The sequence below is a fragment of the Corynebacterium massiliense DSM 45435 genome, from assembly GCF_028609805.1.
Lineage (GTDB): Bacteria > Actinomycetota > Actinomycetes > Mycobacteriales > Mycobacteriaceae > Corynebacterium > Corynebacterium massiliense.
This window is the reverse complement of record NZ_CP063189.1, coordinates 74636-90252: the sequence shown is the minus strand read 5'-3', so window position 1 is coordinate 90252 and position 15617 is coordinate 74636. Positions and strand designations below refer to the sequence as shown.

The 15617-nt window shown below is 67.5% G+C and carries 14 protein-coding genes; 4 read left to right on the top strand and 10 right to left on the bottom strand.

Going from position 1 to position 15617, the window contains the following annotated elements; translation table 11 throughout:
* The first annotated feature begins 48 nt into the window (after window positions 1-48).
* Window positions 49-2382, top strand: a complete 2334-nt coding sequence (locus tag CMASS_RS00440) for an ATP-dependent RNA helicase (protein WP_022863174.1) — start codon at window positions 49-51, stop codon at window positions 2380-2382.
* A gap of 1 nt (window position 2383) precedes the next feature.
* On the opposite strand, the gene CMASS_RS00435 is transcribed toward CMASS_RS00440, so the two are convergent.
* On the bottom strand, window positions 2384-3154 hold the full coding sequence (locus CMASS_RS00435; RefSeq protein WP_022863173.1) for a TSUP family transporter: 771 nt from the start codon (window positions 3152-3154) through the stop codon (window positions 2384-2386).
* A gap of 74 nt (window positions 3155-3228) precedes the next feature.
* On the opposite strand from CMASS_RS00435, the gene CMASS_RS00430 reads away from it, so the two are divergent.
* Window positions 3229-4284, top strand: a complete 1056-nt coding sequence (locus CMASS_RS00430) for an AbrB family transcriptional regulator (RefSeq protein WP_022863172.1) — start codon at window positions 3229-3231, stop codon at window positions 4282-4284.
* Between the two features lie 3 nt (window positions 4285-4287).
* Here the strand turns inward: CMASS_RS00430 and CMASS_RS00425 are convergent, their stop codons facing one another.
* Both CMASS_RS00425 and CMASS_RS00420 read right to left on the bottom strand, forming a co-directional pair.
* The gene (locus tag CMASS_RS00425; protein ID WP_022863171.1) at window positions 4288-5949 is read right to left on the bottom strand and encodes a DUF885 domain-containing protein; all 1662 of its coding nucleotides are present in this window, start codon (window positions 5947-5949) and stop codon (window positions 4288-4290) included.
* Between the two features lie 24 nt (window positions 5950-5973).
* Window positions 5974-6555: an LOG family protein gene (locus tag CMASS_RS00420; RefSeq protein WP_022863170.1), complete on the bottom strand. Its 582-nt coding sequence runs from the start codon at window positions 6553-6555 to the stop codon at window positions 5974-5976.
* A 110-nt stretch (window positions 6556-6665) separates the two neighbouring features.
* Here CMASS_RS00420 and CMASS_RS00415 point away from each other — a divergent pair, with 110 nt between their 5' ends.
* Window positions 6666-7796 (top strand): ROK family transcriptional regulator, encoded by a 1131-nt coding sequence (locus CMASS_RS00415; RefSeq protein WP_027018694.1) that lies wholly within the window; start codon window positions 6666-6668, stop codon window positions 7794-7796.
* Here CMASS_RS00415 and CMASS_RS00410 read toward each other — a convergent pair.
* The 5 genes from CMASS_RS00410 to bioB form a co-directional block, all read right to left on the bottom strand.
* Window positions 7726-8127 (bottom strand): hypothetical protein, encoded by a 402-nt coding sequence (locus tag CMASS_RS00410; protein ID WP_156831801.1) that lies wholly within the window; start codon window positions 8125-8127, stop codon window positions 7726-7728. The two genes, CMASS_RS00415 and CMASS_RS00410, sit on opposite strands and share 71 nt — an antisense overlap.
* Window positions 8128-8222: 95 nt before the next feature.
* A complete protein-coding gene (locus tag CMASS_RS00405; RefSeq protein ID WP_022863167.1) occupies window positions 8223-8708 on the bottom strand; it encodes a ferritin in 486 nt (161 codons plus the stop codon).
* A 106-nt stretch (window positions 8709-8814) separates the two neighbouring features.
* The gene (amn, locus tag CMASS_RS00400; RefSeq protein WP_022863166.1) at window positions 8815-10239 is read right to left on the bottom strand and encodes an AMP nucleosidase; all 1425 of its coding nucleotides are present in this window, start codon (window positions 10237-10239) and stop codon (window positions 8815-8817) included.
* Window positions 10240-10449: 210 nt separating this feature from the next.
* The gene (gene bsaP / locus CMASS_RS00395) at window positions 10450-10635 is read right to left on the bottom strand and encodes a biotin synthase auxiliary protein BsaP (protein ID WP_022863165.1); all 186 of its coding nucleotides are present in this window, start codon (window positions 10633-10635) and stop codon (window positions 10450-10452) included.
* 16 nt (window positions 10636-10651) lie between these two features.
* Window positions 10652-11680 (bottom strand): biotin synthase BioB, encoded by a 1029-nt coding sequence (gene bioB / locus CMASS_RS00390; RefSeq protein ID WP_022863164.1) that lies wholly within the window; start codon window positions 11678-11680, stop codon window positions 10652-10654.
* 92 nt (window positions 11681-11772) lie between these two features.
* On the opposite strand from bioB, the gene CMASS_RS00385 reads away from it, so the two are divergent.
* Window positions 11773-13122 carry a M20/M25/M40 family metallo-hydrolase gene (locus CMASS_RS00385; protein ID WP_022863163.1) on the top strand — a complete coding sequence of 450 codons (1350 nt, stop codon included), beginning with the start codon at window positions 11773-11775 and terminating at the stop codon, window positions 13120-13122.
* Here CMASS_RS00385 and CMASS_RS00380 read toward each other — a convergent pair.
* Window positions 13119-13991 (bottom strand): polysaccharide lyase family protein, encoded by an 873-nt coding sequence (locus CMASS_RS00380; protein ID WP_022863162.1) that lies wholly within the window; start codon window positions 13989-13991, stop codon window positions 13119-13121. The two genes, CMASS_RS00385 and CMASS_RS00380, sit on opposite strands and share 4 nt — an antisense overlap.
* Before the next feature lie 21 nt (window positions 13992-14012).
* A complete protein-coding gene (locus CMASS_RS00375; protein WP_022863161.1) occupies window positions 14013-15545 on the bottom strand; it encodes an alkaline phosphatase D family protein in 1533 nt (510 codons plus the stop codon).
* Between the last annotated feature and the right edge of the window lie 72 nt (window positions 15546-15617).

Sequence of the window (15617 nt, the reverse complement as noted above, 5' to 3'; positions counted from 1 at the left end):
GGCTAGCCAGCATAGGTGTGCATACCCGCGGCTGGCACAATTGCCACCATGACTGAAGCGTTCGATCTCGCGCGCATTGGTGCCGGGCTGCCGGTGGCAGGGACCATCGGCACGCTGCCGAGGCTGCTGGACGGCCGGCAGACACTCGTGGTCCAGGCGCCGCCCGGTACGGGCAAGACGACGCTGGTGCCGCCGGCACTGGCCAATCACGTGGACGGCAAGGTGCTCGTCACCGCGCCACGGCGCGTGGCGGTGCGGGCGGCCGCGCGCCGGCTGGCACACCTGGACGGCACGGCGGTCGGCGACCGGGTCGGCTACTCCATCCGCGGCGAGCACCACCCGGGTAGCCGGGTCGAGTTCGTCACCCCCGGCGTGCTCGTGCGGCGGCTGCTCCGCGACCCGGCGCTCGAGGGGGTGAGCGCGGTGGCCATCGACGAGGTCCACGAGCGACAGCTGGACACCGATCTCGTACTGGGCATGCTGCTCGATCTGGTGCAGCTGCGCGACGATCTCGTGGTCGCCGCCATGTCCGCGACGCTGGACGCCGCCGCGTTCGCGGAGCTGATGGACGCCCGCGTGCTGGACACGCCCGCGGTGACCTACCCGCTTGACGTTCGCTACCGGCCGCACCCCGGCCGGGCGGAGCGTACGCGGGGCTTCTACCAGGCGCTGGGTGAAACCGCGGCCGACGCGGTGCGCGAAACCGGTCACTCGGCGCTCGTCTTCGTCCCGGGCGTCCGCGAGGTCGACGCGGTGCTCGGCGCCATCGATGCCGCGGTGCCGGCACTCCCCCTCCACGGGCGGCTGACCTCTCGGGAGCAGGACGCGGCCCTCACCCCGGGCGTAGAGCCCCGGGTGGTCGTCGCGACGTCCATCGCCGAATCCTCGTTGACCGTGCCCGGGGTCCGCATCGTGGTGGACTCCGGCCTGTCCCGCGTGCCCCGGCGCGATGCCCGGCGCGGCATGACCGGGCTGGTCACGCTCACCGCAGCGCAGTCCACGATGGATCAGCGGGCGGGCCGCGCCGGCCGCGAAGGCCCCGGCACCGTGATCCGCATGTGCGCCGCGAGCGACGTCGAGCACGCGCCCGCCCACATCACCCCGGAGATTGCCACCACGGACCTCACTCAGGCGGCGCTGTGGTGCGCCGCGTGGGGCACCCCGCGGGCGGAAAACCTCACCCTTCCCGACCGTCCGCCGCAGTCCGCGCTTGCCGATGCCGAGTCCGTCCTCCGCCGCCTCCACGCCGTGGGCGCGGACGGGTCCATCACCGAGCGCGGGCAGCAACTCGTCGCGCTTCCGCTGGATCCGCGGCTGGGCCGCGCGCTGCTGGAGTGCGGGCCCGCTGCCGCCGACGTGGTGGCGGAACTGGCCGGCAACCCCGCGGATGCGAAGCGGTTACGACGACTGGTGTCATCTGGCGTTGGCCCCTACGCCGGGACGAGTGACCGCGGGATCATCACGGGGCTGGCGTTCCCGGATCGCATCGCGCGGCGCGAGAAGGGCGGCGACGAGTACCTGCTCGCCTCCGGTACGCGCGCCGTGCTGCCGCCGGACGTGCCCGGCGTGCAGGGCGCGGAGTGGATCGCCATCGCGGAGGTCACGCGGTCACGCTCACGCGCGGGGGCGGTGATTCGGGGTGCCGGGCGCATCGACAAGCGCGATGCCCTGGAGATTATCGGGGTCACGGAAGAGAAGACCGCTAGTTTCGACGGCGGCGCGCTGCGCGGCCGGTCGGTGCGGCGGGCCGGGGCCATCGAACTGGCCGTGACCCCCATCCCCGTCCCGCCGGAGGAGGCGGCCACCGCGCTCGCCGCCGGGATCCGCGAGCACGGGCTGGATATGTTCACGTTTTCGGACAAGGCGGCAAGCCTGCGCGAGCGCCTCGACTTCCTGCACGCCCAGGTGGGCGAGCCGTGGCCGGAGGTCGCGGCGGCGGATCCGGAGTACTGGCTCGGCCCCGAGCTGGACGCGATGGCGCACGGCACCCCGCCGGCGAAGGTGGATATGTACCCGGCGCTGCAGCGGCTGCTTCCGTGGCCCGCGGCCAACCAACTAGACGAGCTCGTACCCGCGCGCCTTGCGGTACCGTCCGGATCGCGCCCGCGGGTGGACTACTCCACGGGCCGGCCCGTGGTCCGGGTGAAGTTGCAGGAATGCTTCGGCATGGGGGCATCGCCACGCTGTGCCGGGGTGCCGGTGCAGTTCCACCTGCTCTCACCGGCGGGAAGGCCGCTAGCGGTCACCGATGACCTGGCCAGCTTCTGGGCGGGCCCGTATGCACAGGTGCGCGCAGAGATGCGCGGGCGCTACCCCAAACACCCGTGGCCGCAAGACCCGTGGAACGCGCCGGCGACGGCGCGGACAAAGAAGCGGATGTAGCCTATCCCCACTGCTGCCAGGACAGGTAGACACACAGCACGACCACGAGGGTAAGCAACGCGTAGCGGACGAGCTTGGTGCCGCCGCCCAAGACGGTGCGGGCGCCGAGCATGGAGCCCACGGCGTTGCCCAGCGCGAGCACAACGCCCACCTTCCACGCCATGTAGCCGCCGGCGATGAACACCAACAGGCCGCCGAGGTTGGTCGCACAGTTAACCACCTTGGCCATCGCGGCGGACCGGATGAAGTTCTGGGAGAAGATCGCGGTGAACGCGATGATGAGGAACATGCCGGTGCCGGGGCCGAAGATGCCGTCGTAGAACGCGATGGCGGCCGTGGCCGCCAGAGCGGCGATCTCCCGCCAGCCGGAATGCACGCCCGGCGAATCGCCGGCCCCGAAGTCTTTCTTGAAAGCCACGTAGACGCCCACGACTAGCAGCAAGGCGATAATGAGCGGGCGCATGATGGCCTCGCTCATGGCGGCGGCTGCCGCGGCGCCGAACCCGGCGGCGATGAGCGCGATAAGGCTTAAGACGCCGAGCTCTTTCCAGCTCGGCTTCACCTTGATCGACAGGGTGGTGGCGGCAGACAGCGTGCCCCAGAAGGATGCGAACTTACTCGTCGACAACGCCGTCGCCGGAACCATTGCCGGGAAGGCGGCCATGACGAGCGGGAGCATAACCAGACCTCCGCCCCCGATGACACCGTCGATCCACCCGGCGAAAACGGAACCGCCAGCGAGCACTGCCCACGTTGCGGTCGAAATGTGCATGGAATTTATTAAAGTCGTTTCACATAGCTACAACCAAAGTGAGATAAATAAAACTCCAGGAATGAGATAAAAGAGTGACTCAACAAACACTGGGTTGGATCATCGTCGTTCCGGCCTCGATTGCCGCCGGCTACCTGCTGGACCACTGGGATATCCCGGCCGCTTGGCTCCTCGGCTCTATCCTCGCTGCCGGCGCTTTTGCGCTCATTGCACGGACGGAGCTGCACGTGAACGCTCACGTGTACCGCGCCGGCCGAGGGTTCATTGGCATTATCGCCGGAATCCCGCTGACAATGCTGCCGGCGACGAAATTGTTAGGTTATTTACCGATCGGCATTGTTGTTTCTTTTGTCACAATTGCTGTCGGCTTAATCGGCGGCGTTCTCCTCCACCGCGCACAGCCGAAATACGTGTCCAACGAGACGGGTATTTTGTCCCTGCTGCCCGGCGGCGCGTCCATGATGCCGCCGCTTGCCGATGAACTGGGCGCCGACTACCGCTTCGTCGCCCTCACGCAGTACCTGCGCTTCCTGGTCGTGTCCGTGAGCCTTCCGCTCGTGGCCGGGTTCTTAGAGCACCCGAAGGACGCGGCGGGCGCCCAAGCGCAGCCCGAGCCCGCCTCCCAGTGGTGGGTGTGGCTCATCATCGTCGCCATCGCGCTGGCCGGCCAGCCGCTGGCCAAGCTGCTGCGGATCCCCGTCGCCCCCATCCTGGGCCCGCTACTGTTGTGCGTGGCGGTCACGCCCCTCCTGCCGGAGGGTGTCATGCTGCAGCCGCCGGAGCTGTTCCGCATCTTCGCGTTCCTGGTCATCGGCTGGTACTGCGGCGGCGGGCTGTCGGTCAGTTCGCTCAAGCACTTTGCCAAACAGCTGCCGGCAACCATCGCGGTCATCGCCACCGTCATCGCGGTGTGTGCGCTTACGGCCTTCCCGCTCGCGTGGGTGATGGGCGAGACCTACTTCGAGGCCTATCTGGCCACCAGCCCGGGCGCACTGGAGACGGTGCTCGCGCTCTCCTCCGAGGGCGGCGCCGGCCCGTCCGTCGTGGCGCTGCAGCTCATCCGCCTCATCGCGGTACTCCTCATCGCGGGCTACCTGCCGCAGCTCATCCGGCTGTTTTCGCGCAGGTAGCTCCTAGTCCAGGATGGCGTCGCGCAGCACGGACATCGGGATGGAACCGTAGGACAGCGCCTGCGCGTGGAACTCGCGGTCGGACATGCCCTGCTCGTTGGCCTCGGCGCGGGTGTCCTGCCACAGCCGCTGGCCCAGCGCGTAGCTCGCCGCCTGCCCCGGCCAGCCCAGGTAGCGGTTGACCTCGAAGGTGAGGTTCGCGTCGTCCATGGCGGTGTTATCGCGCATGTAGGACTTCACGTGCGCCTTGTCCCAGATGCCCGTGTTGTCCGGCATCTTCTTGCCCAAGTGGAGTCCGATGTCCACCACGACGCGGGCGGCACGCAGGCGCTGCGAGTCGAGCAGCCCCATGCGGTAGCCCGGATCGTCCATGTAGCCGAGCTCGGCCATGAGCTGCTCCGAGTAGAGGGCCCAGCCCTCGCCGTGGCCGGAGTTCCAGCACACGGCGCGGCGCCACAGGTTCAGGTCCGGCTCGACCAGCGCCTGGCCTACCTGCAGGTGATGGCCCGGCACGCCCTCGTGGTGGACCGTGGTGAGCTCCTGCCACGTGTGGAAGGTTTCCTGCCCGGCGGGAACGGACCACCACATGCGTCCGGGGCGGGAGAAGTCGTCGGCCGGCTGAGTATAGAAGATGCCGCCGGTGCCCGCCGGGTCGATGCGGCACTCGATGGTCTTCACCGGGTCCGGGATGTCGAAGTAGGTGCCGTCCACGTCGGCGATGACACGGTCGGCGGTGTCTTGCATCCACTCCACCAGCGCGTCGGTGCCCTGGAGCACGTAGCGCTCGTCGTGGTTGAGCTTGCGCATCGCGGCGCGCGCCGTGCATTCCGGCCCGTAGAGTTCGTGGGCGATCTCTCCCTGCTGCTTGGCGATGTCCGCCACCTGCTGCAGGCCCCACTCATAGGCCTCGTCCAGGTCGACGGCGTCGCCGACGAACAGGCGCGAAAAGCGCGCGTAGCGCTCGCGGCCCACCGCGTCCTTCGGTCCCGAGTGCGGCTGTAGCTCCGCCGACAGCCAGTGGGCGAAGTCGTCGAAGGCCTTCTTGGCGCTTTCCACCTCGCGCGAATCCGGGTCGAGTCCGAGGTCCTCGAGCATGGAGCCGGCATCGGCAAGCGCGCTGCACTGCGCGATGACCTCGTTGATCTGACGGGTAGGCGCCACCATGCCCTGGCTGGCCGCCGCCACGAGCGACTCGCGGTGGCCTTCCAACGCCGCGGTGATACGCGCGAGGCGCGAGCGGATGGCGTCGACGTCCTCGGCGGTCTTCCGCGGCATCAGAAGCAGGGTGTCGCGGATGTCCTGGACCGGCGAGGCAATGTTGTTGAGCTCCCGAATGCCCTCGCCGTGGTGGTGCAGGTCCAGCTGCAGGCACAGGCGGTCGCGCAGCACCGCAGCGGTGACCTCGTCGATGTCGTCGAAGTCGTCCTCATCGTCCGACTCGTCCGTGCTGTCATCCAGCGCATCGAGGTCCGCGAGCATCTCCCGGGTGCGGTCGGCGATGGCCTCGTAATACTCCGGGGAATAATCCTGGAGCTCCCCCTCGTAGCCGGGGATGCCCCACGCGGTGGCCATAGTAGGAGACAACGCCGCCAGGTCGTGCGCGAAGTTATCGCACGAGGCATCGAGCAAAGAAGGCTCGCGCGCTGCTTGCTGCTCGGAAGTCATGCAGGGAAGTGTAGCCACCCCCGGCTACAACGTGCCACCCGAGCCTCCCCACTTATCGCCCGGCGCTTCCCACTGGGCAAAGCTGGCGATCATCTCCTCCGGATCTCCATTGACGATGAGCGCGTCCACATACTTCTGATCCACGAACCCGGCCGCCACGGCATTCTGCAGCAGCTGGACGAAGGGCTGCCAGTAGCCATCGACATCGAGAAGCGCGATGGGCCCGCGGATCCGCCCCAGCTGCTGGAGGGTAAGCACCTCGGTGAGCTCCTCGAACGTGCCGATGCCGCCGGGGAGAGCAATGAAGGCCTCGGCCAGCTGCTCCATCCGGGCCTTGCGCTCGCGCATGGTGTCGACGACCTCCAGGCGGGTCAGCCCCGCGTGCGCGATCTCGCGGGCGACCAGTTCGGTGGGCATCACGCCGACGACCTCCCCGCCGCTGGTAAGCGCCGCGTCCGCCACCTCCCCCATGAGCCCGACGTTGCCGCCGCCGTAGACGAGCCGGTAGCCGTGGGCCGCCAGCGCCGCCCCGAGCGCGCGGGCAGTGGACGCGTAGCGCGGGTTATCGCCCACGCGGGAACCGCAGTAGACCGCAATGGAATCCATGTCTCCCCACACTATAGAAGCGCGGGGTATGTACCGCGATGCGAACTAAGCGGTCTATGAAAATTGGTTCCGATTAGACTGCTTGGTCTGTAAATATTATGATGCAGATCATGATCAAGCCTGGACCCGCCTTCACGCGTCCGCGTATCCCCGCCGCCCGCTGCCTCCACCTCATCCGCCTCAACCCGGTGATGACCCGTGGGGAGCTCGTGGAGGCCACCGGGCTGTCCCAACCGACCATCACCCGCGCGACCAGCGCGCTGCTCGAGGCGGGGCTCATCCAAGAGCGCACCGACCAGACGCGCAGCCGCGGCCGCGGGCGCCCGACCGTCCCGCTCGACATCGCGGAGACCCCCTGGATGCTGGCCGGCATCGCGGTGGGTACCTCCTCCAGCTACATCGGCCTCTACGACACCCACGGCCGCCTCATCCGCGACGACGACGTGCCCACCCCCGTCGCGCGACTCAGTGAGGACGACTTCTTAGAGCACATCGTCGCCGGCGTGCATCGGTTAAGCGCTGGCCTCGGCCACACGCTCGTCTCCGTCGGGGTGACCACCTCCGGGCGCACCGACGACGCGGGGCGCGTCCACGCGCCGAACCTGGGCTGGGAGGGCGTCGACATCGCCGAGCGCTTCCGCTTCCACTTCGACGTGCCCGTCGTGGTCTCCTCCGCCATCCCGGCGATACTCGGTTCGGAAACACAGTCCGCCCAGCTGGACGAGACCGACTCGGTCCTCGTGCTCTTCGCCGACGACTCCTTGGGCGCCGCGCTCACCACCGCCGAGGGCGTCGAGCAGGTCGCGCTGCCCAGCCTGGAGCCCGGGCCGTTTAGCGGCGCGTCCACGGAGCGCCGGCTGTCCACCGCGTCAGTCTTGTCTGCCCTCGCCGACCGCGGCATCGAGGCGCGGTCGATTTCTGCGGCCGCCGAGCTGGCCGAAACCAACGACAAGGCGCGGGCGCTTCTCGATGAACGCGCACGCCAACTCGGCTACGTCACCGCCCACCTCAGCCGGGTGCACAACCCACAGCGCATCGTGGTCGCGGGCTCCGCGTTTATCGATGACCCCCGCGCGCCCCAGCTCTTCGCCGCGACCGTGCGGGAGAATGTGGGCGCGCACAGCTCGGTGGAGCTGCGGCTCATCCCCACTCACCGCGAGGTGGTCAAAGCTATCGCGCGCGCGGTCGCACTCGATCCGCTGCTGCGCGTCCCGCTGTCGCTGCACAAGGCCGAGGCATAAGGACCGCGAGGATCCCCAGCGCCGCGCCGGCGAAAAACATCGACTCCCCCACGCGGACGAGGCTGCCCAGCGGCGGGAGCGCCAGCTCCAGCATGGCCCCGGTCAGAAGCAGGCCGCTGAGCGAAAAAAGGGCCTTGTTCGCCGGGGATCCGTCGAGCCGGATCGCGCCGGAGAGCAAGGCCAGGCCAGCGATGCAGCCCAGAAAGAGCGCGCTGACCGAAAGAAAAGTCGCCACCGCCAGGTGCGCCGAACCCAGCGCCACGCCCCCGCCGAAGCTGACGGCGAGGACGAAGAGGACGGTGGCGAACGAAAACTTCTGCAGGCGGGACATGTGCACCATGGTCACATGCTGCACGCGGCGGGACCGGGCGGATGCCCGATTCTTAACCCACCTGTTATTCCGCGCCCGCAGGCGTCCTAGCCGTACTAGTCGCGGGAACCCAGGCGAGCGTCGAGGTACAGCAGACCCTCGCCCTCGTTGCCGACCAGCTTGAGGCGGTCGATGATCTCGCTGACGGAGGCCTCTTCCTCGATCTGCTCGTTGAGGAACCAGTCGATGAGCTGGCGGGAATCCAGGTCGCCGACCTCGTTGGCCACGCGGGCGATCTCACGGATCTCGTTGGACACCTTCTGCTCGTGCTCGAAGGCGAGCTGGAATGCGTCCATCGGGGTGGCTACCTTCGGGGCGCCGACGTGCAGATCGCCGAGCTCGACGCGGTAGCCGCGGTTAATGAGGTGATCCGCAAACTTCTGGGCGTGCTCGCGCTCCTCCGCCGCCTGGTTCTTGAACCAGTCGCGCATACCCAGCAGGGAGAGGTTGTCCATCTCGTAGGCGAGCTGGGTGTAGACGAGGGCAGCCTCGTGCTCGGAATTGACCTGCTTGTTGATGATGTCTTGTAGCTTCTCGTGCATAGCAGAGATTCTCCTTTCGGTGTCTGGTATTGCCCACAATAGCGAATGAAAAATCTCACGCCAGCTAAGTAAGGTTTACCGAAACCCCAGGTAAGGGCAGCTTTTCTTACCTAAAGGGCACCTCACCAATGGCCTTGCGGAGCTTGCGGGTGCGCAGTTTTTCCGGCGTTTCCGCGAGCAATTCCACCGCCCTCACCGCGCACCGCACGTGCGCCTGCTTCGAGTTGGAATAAAACGCCTGCGCCTGCGCGGGCAGCTTTGGCACCGCGTGCAAGGGCAGGTCGGACACGCTCAGCAGGGTGCCGTAAGGCACGCGGTAGCGGTAGCCGTTGGCGGCAAGCGTGCACGACTCCATGTCCACCGCCACGCCCGTCGACGCCCGCAGCCACTCCCACAGCTCCCGGGAGGTGCGCCACTCCCAGTTGCGGTCGCCGGTGGATAGCACTGTGCCGGTGCGCATGAGCGAGTTGTCCGCGCCGTAGATTTCGTCGACGGCGAATTCCAGGGTGCGCTGCACCTCTGGGACGGCGGGGATGGGGTTATTCGATCCCACCCGCCGGTCCAGCAGGTTGTCGTCGCGCTGGTAGGCGTTGCCCAAGATGAGGTCGCCGATGCGCATGCGCCCGTCCAGGCCGGCGCAGTGACCGATCATGATCCACGCCTCCGGGCGCAGGACCGCGAGGCAGTCCGTGATGGTCTTCGCGTTCGACGGGCCGACGCCGATGTTGATCATCGTGATGCCGTCGCCACCCGCGGTAATCAGGTCGAAGCGCGGCATCTGGTACCGCGAGGTGAGCGTGAGCTTGTCGATGTCCAACTCCACCGCATCATTCGAATGCACCGTCTCCCCGGTGGGCAGCACCAGGGCGGTGTAGCGCGAATCGTCGCGGGCGAGCTCCTCCAGCCCGAACTTCACAAACTCCGTGGTGTGCATCGCGTAGTTTGTGAACAGAATGAACTTCTGCAGCGTGTCCACCTCCACGCCGGTGTAGTGCTCGATGCGCGCACACGCGATGTCGAAGCGCTCGGCGGTGAAGTGGAACAGCGGCTTTTCGGGGCCGTGGAAGGCGTCCCAGTCGGCATCGATAATCGCGTCGTTGACGTTGTCCAGGGTCGGGCGCGGCACGCCCTCCGAGTAGGTGATCGCACCGACGCCGCGGATGTAGGCCGGCGGGATGCGCTTGTCGGAGGGGCCGACGTACATGTCGCACGGGTAGTTGTTGGTCAGCCGGGTTAGCTGTTCGTGCAGGTAGCCGCGCATGATGCGCGGGCGAGACACGGTGGCGGCATAGCGGCCCGACTCGTTGACGTAGCCGAACGGCTCGGAGCGGTCGATGGGCCGCCACTCGCGCACATCGACCACGATCTTCGGGTAGGTCACCGCGCTGTAGTCGCCGCCACCCGCCTCCATCACCTCGCGGGCTCGCGCGCACGCCGCGTCGTAAATGTCTACAACGCGCTCGATCGCCTCGTCGACGGAGCGCACCTGTGTCAGCGGGGACTGCGGTTGGGCTGGCTGCGGCTGAGTCATGGCCGCGAGTGTAGCGGCGCCACTCGCTGCCGGGTTCTAGATACGCCAAAGAGGCCCGACGACGAGCACCCCGTCGAGCCTCCTTGCTAGCTAACCACGGCGATCGACCGCGCCTGCGCGAAGTGGAGCTCTTCTTCGACTCGCGGGATTCGTGATTAGGTAAGGCTTACATTACAGCATTGTGGCGAGGCGTCAAGACCCGCCACGCAATTATTTTTCCAACCACTCCGAGCGCAGCAGCCCGTGGCGCGAGCAGGCCGCCTCCCAGTGGAAAGGATTGATCTTGACCACCATGCGCCGCCCGCACAAAAGGCAGGTGCGTGGCGGAATGCTGTCCAGCTGCGCCGCGCCGCTCAAGACCGCCTCGGCGAGGTCGTTGTTATCGGGGATTTTCACTTTCCGCGTCCCCGTATTACAACGCCTTGAGGGTGTCGTACGCCGGGTCCTGGCCGTTGACCGGCCGCCCGTCGTTTCCCACCGGCGTGATGTCCAAGACCAAGTCCTTGTCCTTCTCAAACGCCCGGCCGGTCGTAGTGAGGTAGTTGCCGCCAATCACCGCGTTCGCGCCGCCGAGGAGGCCTTGCTCGGTGCCGTCATCGCCAAGCACCAGCTCCGTACCGCCGGCAAACCGCATCTGGGTCCGCGGCATAGCCAGACGGAACGCCGCCACCGCGCGCAACGCCTCGCCGCGCGGGACCAGGGGGCGGTCCGCGAACGGGGTACCGGGCCGCGGGTCGAGGAAGTTCATGGGCACCTCCTCGGGCTCCACGGACGCGAGCTGCACCGCGAACTCCGCGCGCTGCTCGATGGTCTCGCCCAGGCCGATGATGCCGCCGCAGCAGGTCTCCATGCCCTCCGCGCGCACGTTTTCCTGGGTGTCCATCCGCTCCTCCCACGTGTGGGTGGTCACGACGTTGGGGAAGAACGAGCGGGCGGTTTCCAGATTGTGGTTGTAGCGCTTGACCCCCATCTGCGCCAGGCGGTGCGCCTGCTCGCGGGTGAGAATGCCCAGCGAGGCGGAGATGTTGATGTCCACCTCGCGGTGGATGGCGGCAATCGCGTCTTCCACCTGGTTGAGCAACCGGTCATCCGGGCCTTTGACCGCGGCGACGATGCAGAACTCGCTGGCGCCCATCTTCTCCGTCTGCTTGGCAGCCTCGACCAACTCCGGGATGTTGAGCGTGACCGCGCGCACCGGGGACTCAAAAAGCCCCGACTGCGAGCAGAAGTGGCAATCCTCCGGGCAGCCGCCCGTCTTCAGCGAGATAATCCCCTCGAGGCTCACGTCCACGCCGCAGTACTTCACGCGCACGTCGTGCGCCAGCTGCAGAAGCTCCGGCAGCTCGTCGTCGCTGACCTGAAGCGCCGCCAGTACCTCGTCCTGGTTGAGCCCCTCGCCGTTGCCCAACACCTTGTCCCGTGCAACATCCAGAATATTCATGGGCAAAAGGGTAACCCACCGACTTGAACGGTGTTCAGTAACTCCCGAAGAAAAACCGTTCTGCTGCTCGCTTCGTCCCTTACGCTGGCGGCATGACGCTTTACGATGACACCCTGGCCCTCCTCCGCGAACTCATCCGCAACGCCTGCGTGAACGACCTGACCGCCGACTCCGGCGCGGAATACCGCAACGCGGACACGCTCGAGCGTTTCTTTGCCGACGTGAAAGACGCGGTGAAGATCCAACGCTTCGAGCCGCACCCGGGCCGGGTGTCCATCGCGTTTTCCGTCCCGGCTGGCGACCCCGGCGCGGAGCCGCTCACCCTGCTGGGCCACACCGACGTCGTCCCGGTCGACGAGGACAAGTGGACCAAGCCGCCTTTTGAGGCGGTCATCGAGGACGGCAAGCTCTACGGCCGCGGCGCGGTGGACATGCTGTTTATTACCGCCACCCAGGCCGCGGTCACCCGCGAGGTGGCCCGGCGCGGCAACCCGGGCGGCGAGCTCACCTTCGTGGGCATGGCCGATGAGGAGGCCCGCGGCGGATTGGGGTCGGGGTGGCTCTTTGAGAACCGGCCCGAGGCGTTTTCGTGGAAGAACTGCCTGTCCGAGACCGGCGGGAGCCACCTGCCGGTGCCCGGCGGCGACGCGCTCGCGTTCAACGTGGGCGAAAAGGGCGCCGGGCAGCGCCGGCTCCACGTCCATGGCGATGCCGGGCACGGTTCCACCCCGTTTGGCAAGGTCTCTGCGGTTGCGAAGATCGGTGAGGTCGCCCGCCGCATCGCCGCCGCCGAGCCGCCGGCGACGAGCAACGACGTGTGGCAGGGGTTCGTAAAGGCGTTCCAGTTCGATCCGGAGACGGAAAAGGCCCTCACCCGCGGCGACGGGAGCGCCGCGGACTACGAAAAGTTTGGGAACCTCGCCGCGCACGCCCACGCGTCCTCGCACACCACCGTGGCCCAGACGGTCCTGCGCGCCGGCGGGGCCATCAATGTGTTGCCCTCGCACGCGTACCTAGAGATGGATATCCGCCCCTTCCCGGGGCAGAAGCAAGAGGACATCGACGCCTTCCTCCGCGCCGCGCTGGGAGACATGGCCGACGAGGTGGATATTGAGCACCTCATCACCGAAGACGCCACCGAATCGTCCACCGACACCGCGCTGTGGCGGGCCATCGAGGACACTGCCCACGAATTCTTCCCCAACGCGCAGGTCGTGCCCGTCCACGCCACGGGCGGGTCGGATCTCCGCATGGCGCGCCGCCTGGGCGGGGTCGGCTACGGCTTCGCGCTCCACGCGCCCGCCCGCGACATGGCGTCCGCCAACGACGAGCTCCACAGCCACGACGAGTGCCTCTACCTGGAAGACCTCGAGCTGACCGTGAAGGCCTACGCGTCGCTGGTGAACCGGTTCTTGGGCGGGGCTGGGGCTGGAGCCGCCTAGCCCTTTCGGAACAGCCCCAGCGCGTCCCAGGCGAGCCAGCCGCCCTCGCTCACCGTGAAAACCAGCGTGTTCGTGCCTTCTTTCAGCGTTCCCGCCGGCAGGTCGAACTCGATGGCAACCGGCTTCAGGGCGGTCTTCTCCCCGCTCGCATCGCCCGACCGCGAGCCCTTGGTCGCGCCCTGCGGCAGATCGACGGCCTTAGAGAAATCGTTGACCTGCACGTCCAGGGTGCCGCCCAGCTTCGTGGTGTCCACCAGCCACAGCGCGAGCGCGCAGTCGTCGGCGGGCTCGGCGATGTCCACCGTCCACTCCAAGGTGTAGGCCTTGTTGCCGGCCCACTTATCGCCCGGGCCGGGCAGCAGGTAGGCCACGTCGCCCGCCGCGGCATCCGGCCCCGCCACGATCTTCTGGTCGGGGTAGGCCGTAACGATCTTCTTGTAGTCCTTCGGCGCGTACTTGAACTCCAGGTCCTTGCGGTCGAAGTCGCCCAGGCGGGCAAGCTCCGCACCCACGGTGACGGACGCGATGGAGGAGGTCTGCGGGGCATCGGCACGCGGCGATACTCCCCCGGCGGCATCCACGATCTCCACGGCGTAGCGCCACGTCTCCCCGGCGGGATCCAGCCGGTCGTGGCGGAAGAAGGGGAAGATGGTCTTGCCCAGCAGTTGTTCCTTGCCGTCCTGGCCGACGCCGAGCACGCGGTAGTGGTCGAGTGCCGTGTCCCACCCCACCGGTTCCCAGGTCAGCAGATTCTCCATCAGCTTCGGCTCGGCGCGCAGGTTGCGCACCGCCCCACCCGCCTTGCCGTTGCCGTCGCCGGGGCCAAACAGGCTGGACAGACCGTTCGCGATCGACTTGTACAAGCTCATAGTGTGTGTCCTTCCTCGGGGTTACTTCAGCTCGCGGAGCGTGTGCTCGCCGGCCTGGGTGCGGAACGCGAACGCGGTCTCGCGCGGGGCGGTGTCGTCGCGCTCGATCCACGGCACGACCACGAACTCGAAGTCCAGATGATCGCGGGTGACGTCCACCTTGATGTAGCCGCGGCGCTTGTCCATCGCCTTCACGTACGGCTTTTCCAGCCACTCCTTGCTCTTGCTGCCGGCAAAGCCGTCGCCGTCGGACGCAATGGAGGTGGCCACCAGCTCCACGCCGACCGGGTCGCCGTCGGCGGTCTGGATGTCCGCCGCGCAGTGCTGGTGGATGTCGCCGGTCAGCACAACCGGGTCACTGACGCGGGAGAGGTGATCGATAAGCCGCTCGCGGGCGGCCGGGAACCCGTCCCACTGGTCGATGCTGTCCGCGATGGGGACAACCACGACGCTGTTGACCACGATGTTCCACTGCGCCGGGCTGGTCTCCAGCTGGTTGTACAGCCATTCCTCCTGCTCGGCGCCCAGGATGCTGGCGGTCTCGGAGGCCTCCTCGCGGTACTGGCGGGTATCCACCAGGTTGAAGCGGATGAGCGAGCCGACGTCGAAGCTGTCGTAGATGCGGTTGTGCGGGCCATCGGGAAGCGCGGGAGGCGCGACCGGCAGGTTCTCGTAGAACGCGCGGTAGGCCGCGGCGCGCTGGTAGAGGAAGTGCTCGGCGCGGGTGCCCACCTCGGAGATGACGCCGGCGTAGTTGTTTTCCACCTCGTGGTCGTCCCACACCACGGCCATCGCGGCGCGGGCGTGCGCGGCCTGCAGGTGCTTGTCGGACTTGAACAGCGAGTAGCGCAGGCGGTACTGCTCGAGCGTTTCCACCTTCGCCTTAAACGCGTCGGTCACGGTCGCGCCCTGGCGCAGGAGGTTGTCGCCCTCCTCAATGGCGTACTCGTAGATGTAGTCGCCGACGAAGACGGTGAGGTCCAGGTCCGGCTCGTCCACGATGTGCTTCCACGCCGTGAAGTGGCCGTGATACCAGGCCTGACAGGAGGCGACCGTGAAGGTGAACTTGTCCACGTCCGCGCCCGGGGCGGGCAGCGTCTTGAAACGCCCGACGGGGCTGACGTTGCCCTCCACCTCGAAGCGGTAGAAGTACTCGGTCGCCGGTTCGAGCCCGTCTACCTGCGGGTGTACCGAGTGGGCGAGCTCGCGCTGGGCCAAGGCCTCGCCGCGCTTGACGATGTCCCGAAAGTCCCCGTCCGTAGCCACCTCCCAGCGGACGGTGACGTCGCCGCCGGTCATGCCGCCGTGGCCGTCATCGGCAAGCGGGTTAGGGGCGAGGCGGGTCCACAGGATCATGGAATCGTGGCGCGGGGATCCGGCGGCCACGCCGAGGCCGAACAGGTCCTCGCCGCCCGCGGAACCTGGGTGGGAACTGAGCGATGAGCTCAGCGAACTGGATTGCGCGTTCGCGGGCGCTGAAATGCCCGCGGCGACCGCGGCGGCGGAAACGCCCGCGATCTGCAGGAAACTACGTCGGTTAAAACACTGGGACATGAAAGGTTGAGCTCCATTGTTCGACAAGATAGGAACCTGTTGGAGCTTAGGAAGGCGGGGTGAATAGATGAT

What these genes read in the sequence shown, in the direction of transcription:
- CMASS_RS00425 (WP_022863171.1), bottom strand. Translation starts at nt 5,949, where the DNA reads ATGACTTCCGAGCAGCAAGCAGCGCGCGAGCCTTCTTTGCTCGATGCC.
- CMASS_RS00415 (WP_027018694.1), top strand. Translation starts at nt 6,666, where the DNA reads ATGATCAAGCCTGGACCCGCCTTCACGCGTCCGCGTATCCCCGCCGCC.
- CMASS_RS00380 (WP_022863162.1), bottom strand. Translation starts at nt 13,991, where the DNA reads ATGAGCTTGTACAAGTCGATCGCGAACGGTCTGTCCAGCCTGTTTGGC.
- CMASS_RS00410 (WP_156831801.1), bottom strand. Translation starts at nt 8,127, where the DNA reads ATGTCCCGCCTGCAGAAGTTTTCGTTCGCCACCGTCCTCTTCGTCCTC.
- bioB (WP_022863164.1), bottom strand. Translation starts at nt 11,680, where the DNA reads ATGAATATTCTGGATGTTGCACGGGACAAGGTGTTGGGCAACGGCGAG.
- amn (WP_022863166.1), bottom strand. Translation starts at nt 10,239, where the DNA reads ATGACTCAGCCGCAGCCAGCCCAACCGCAGTCCCCGCTGACACAGGTG.
- CMASS_RS00435 (WP_022863173.1), bottom strand. Translation starts at nt 3,154, where the DNA reads ATGCACATTTCGACCGCAACGTGGGCAGTGCTCGCTGGCGGTTCCGTT.
- CMASS_RS00405 (WP_022863167.1), bottom strand. Translation starts at nt 8,708, where the DNA reads ATGCACGAGAAGCTACAAGACATCATCAACAAGCAGGTCAATTCCGAG.
- CMASS_RS00440 (WP_022863174.1), top strand. Translation starts at nt 49, where the DNA reads ATGACTGAAGCGTTCGATCTCGCGCGCATTGGTGCCGGGCTGCCGGTG.
- CMASS_RS00375 (WP_022863161.1), bottom strand. Translation starts at nt 15,545, where the DNA reads ATGTCCCAGTGTTTTAACCGACGTAGTTTCCTGCAGATCGCGGGCGTT.
- CMASS_RS00385 (WP_022863163.1), top strand. Translation starts at nt 11,773, where the DNA reads ATGACGCTTTACGATGACACCCTGGCCCTCCTCCGCGAACTCATCCGC.
- CMASS_RS00420 (WP_022863170.1), bottom strand. Translation starts at nt 6,555, where the DNA reads ATGGATTCCATTGCGGTCTACTGCGGTTCCCGCGTGGGCGATAACCCG.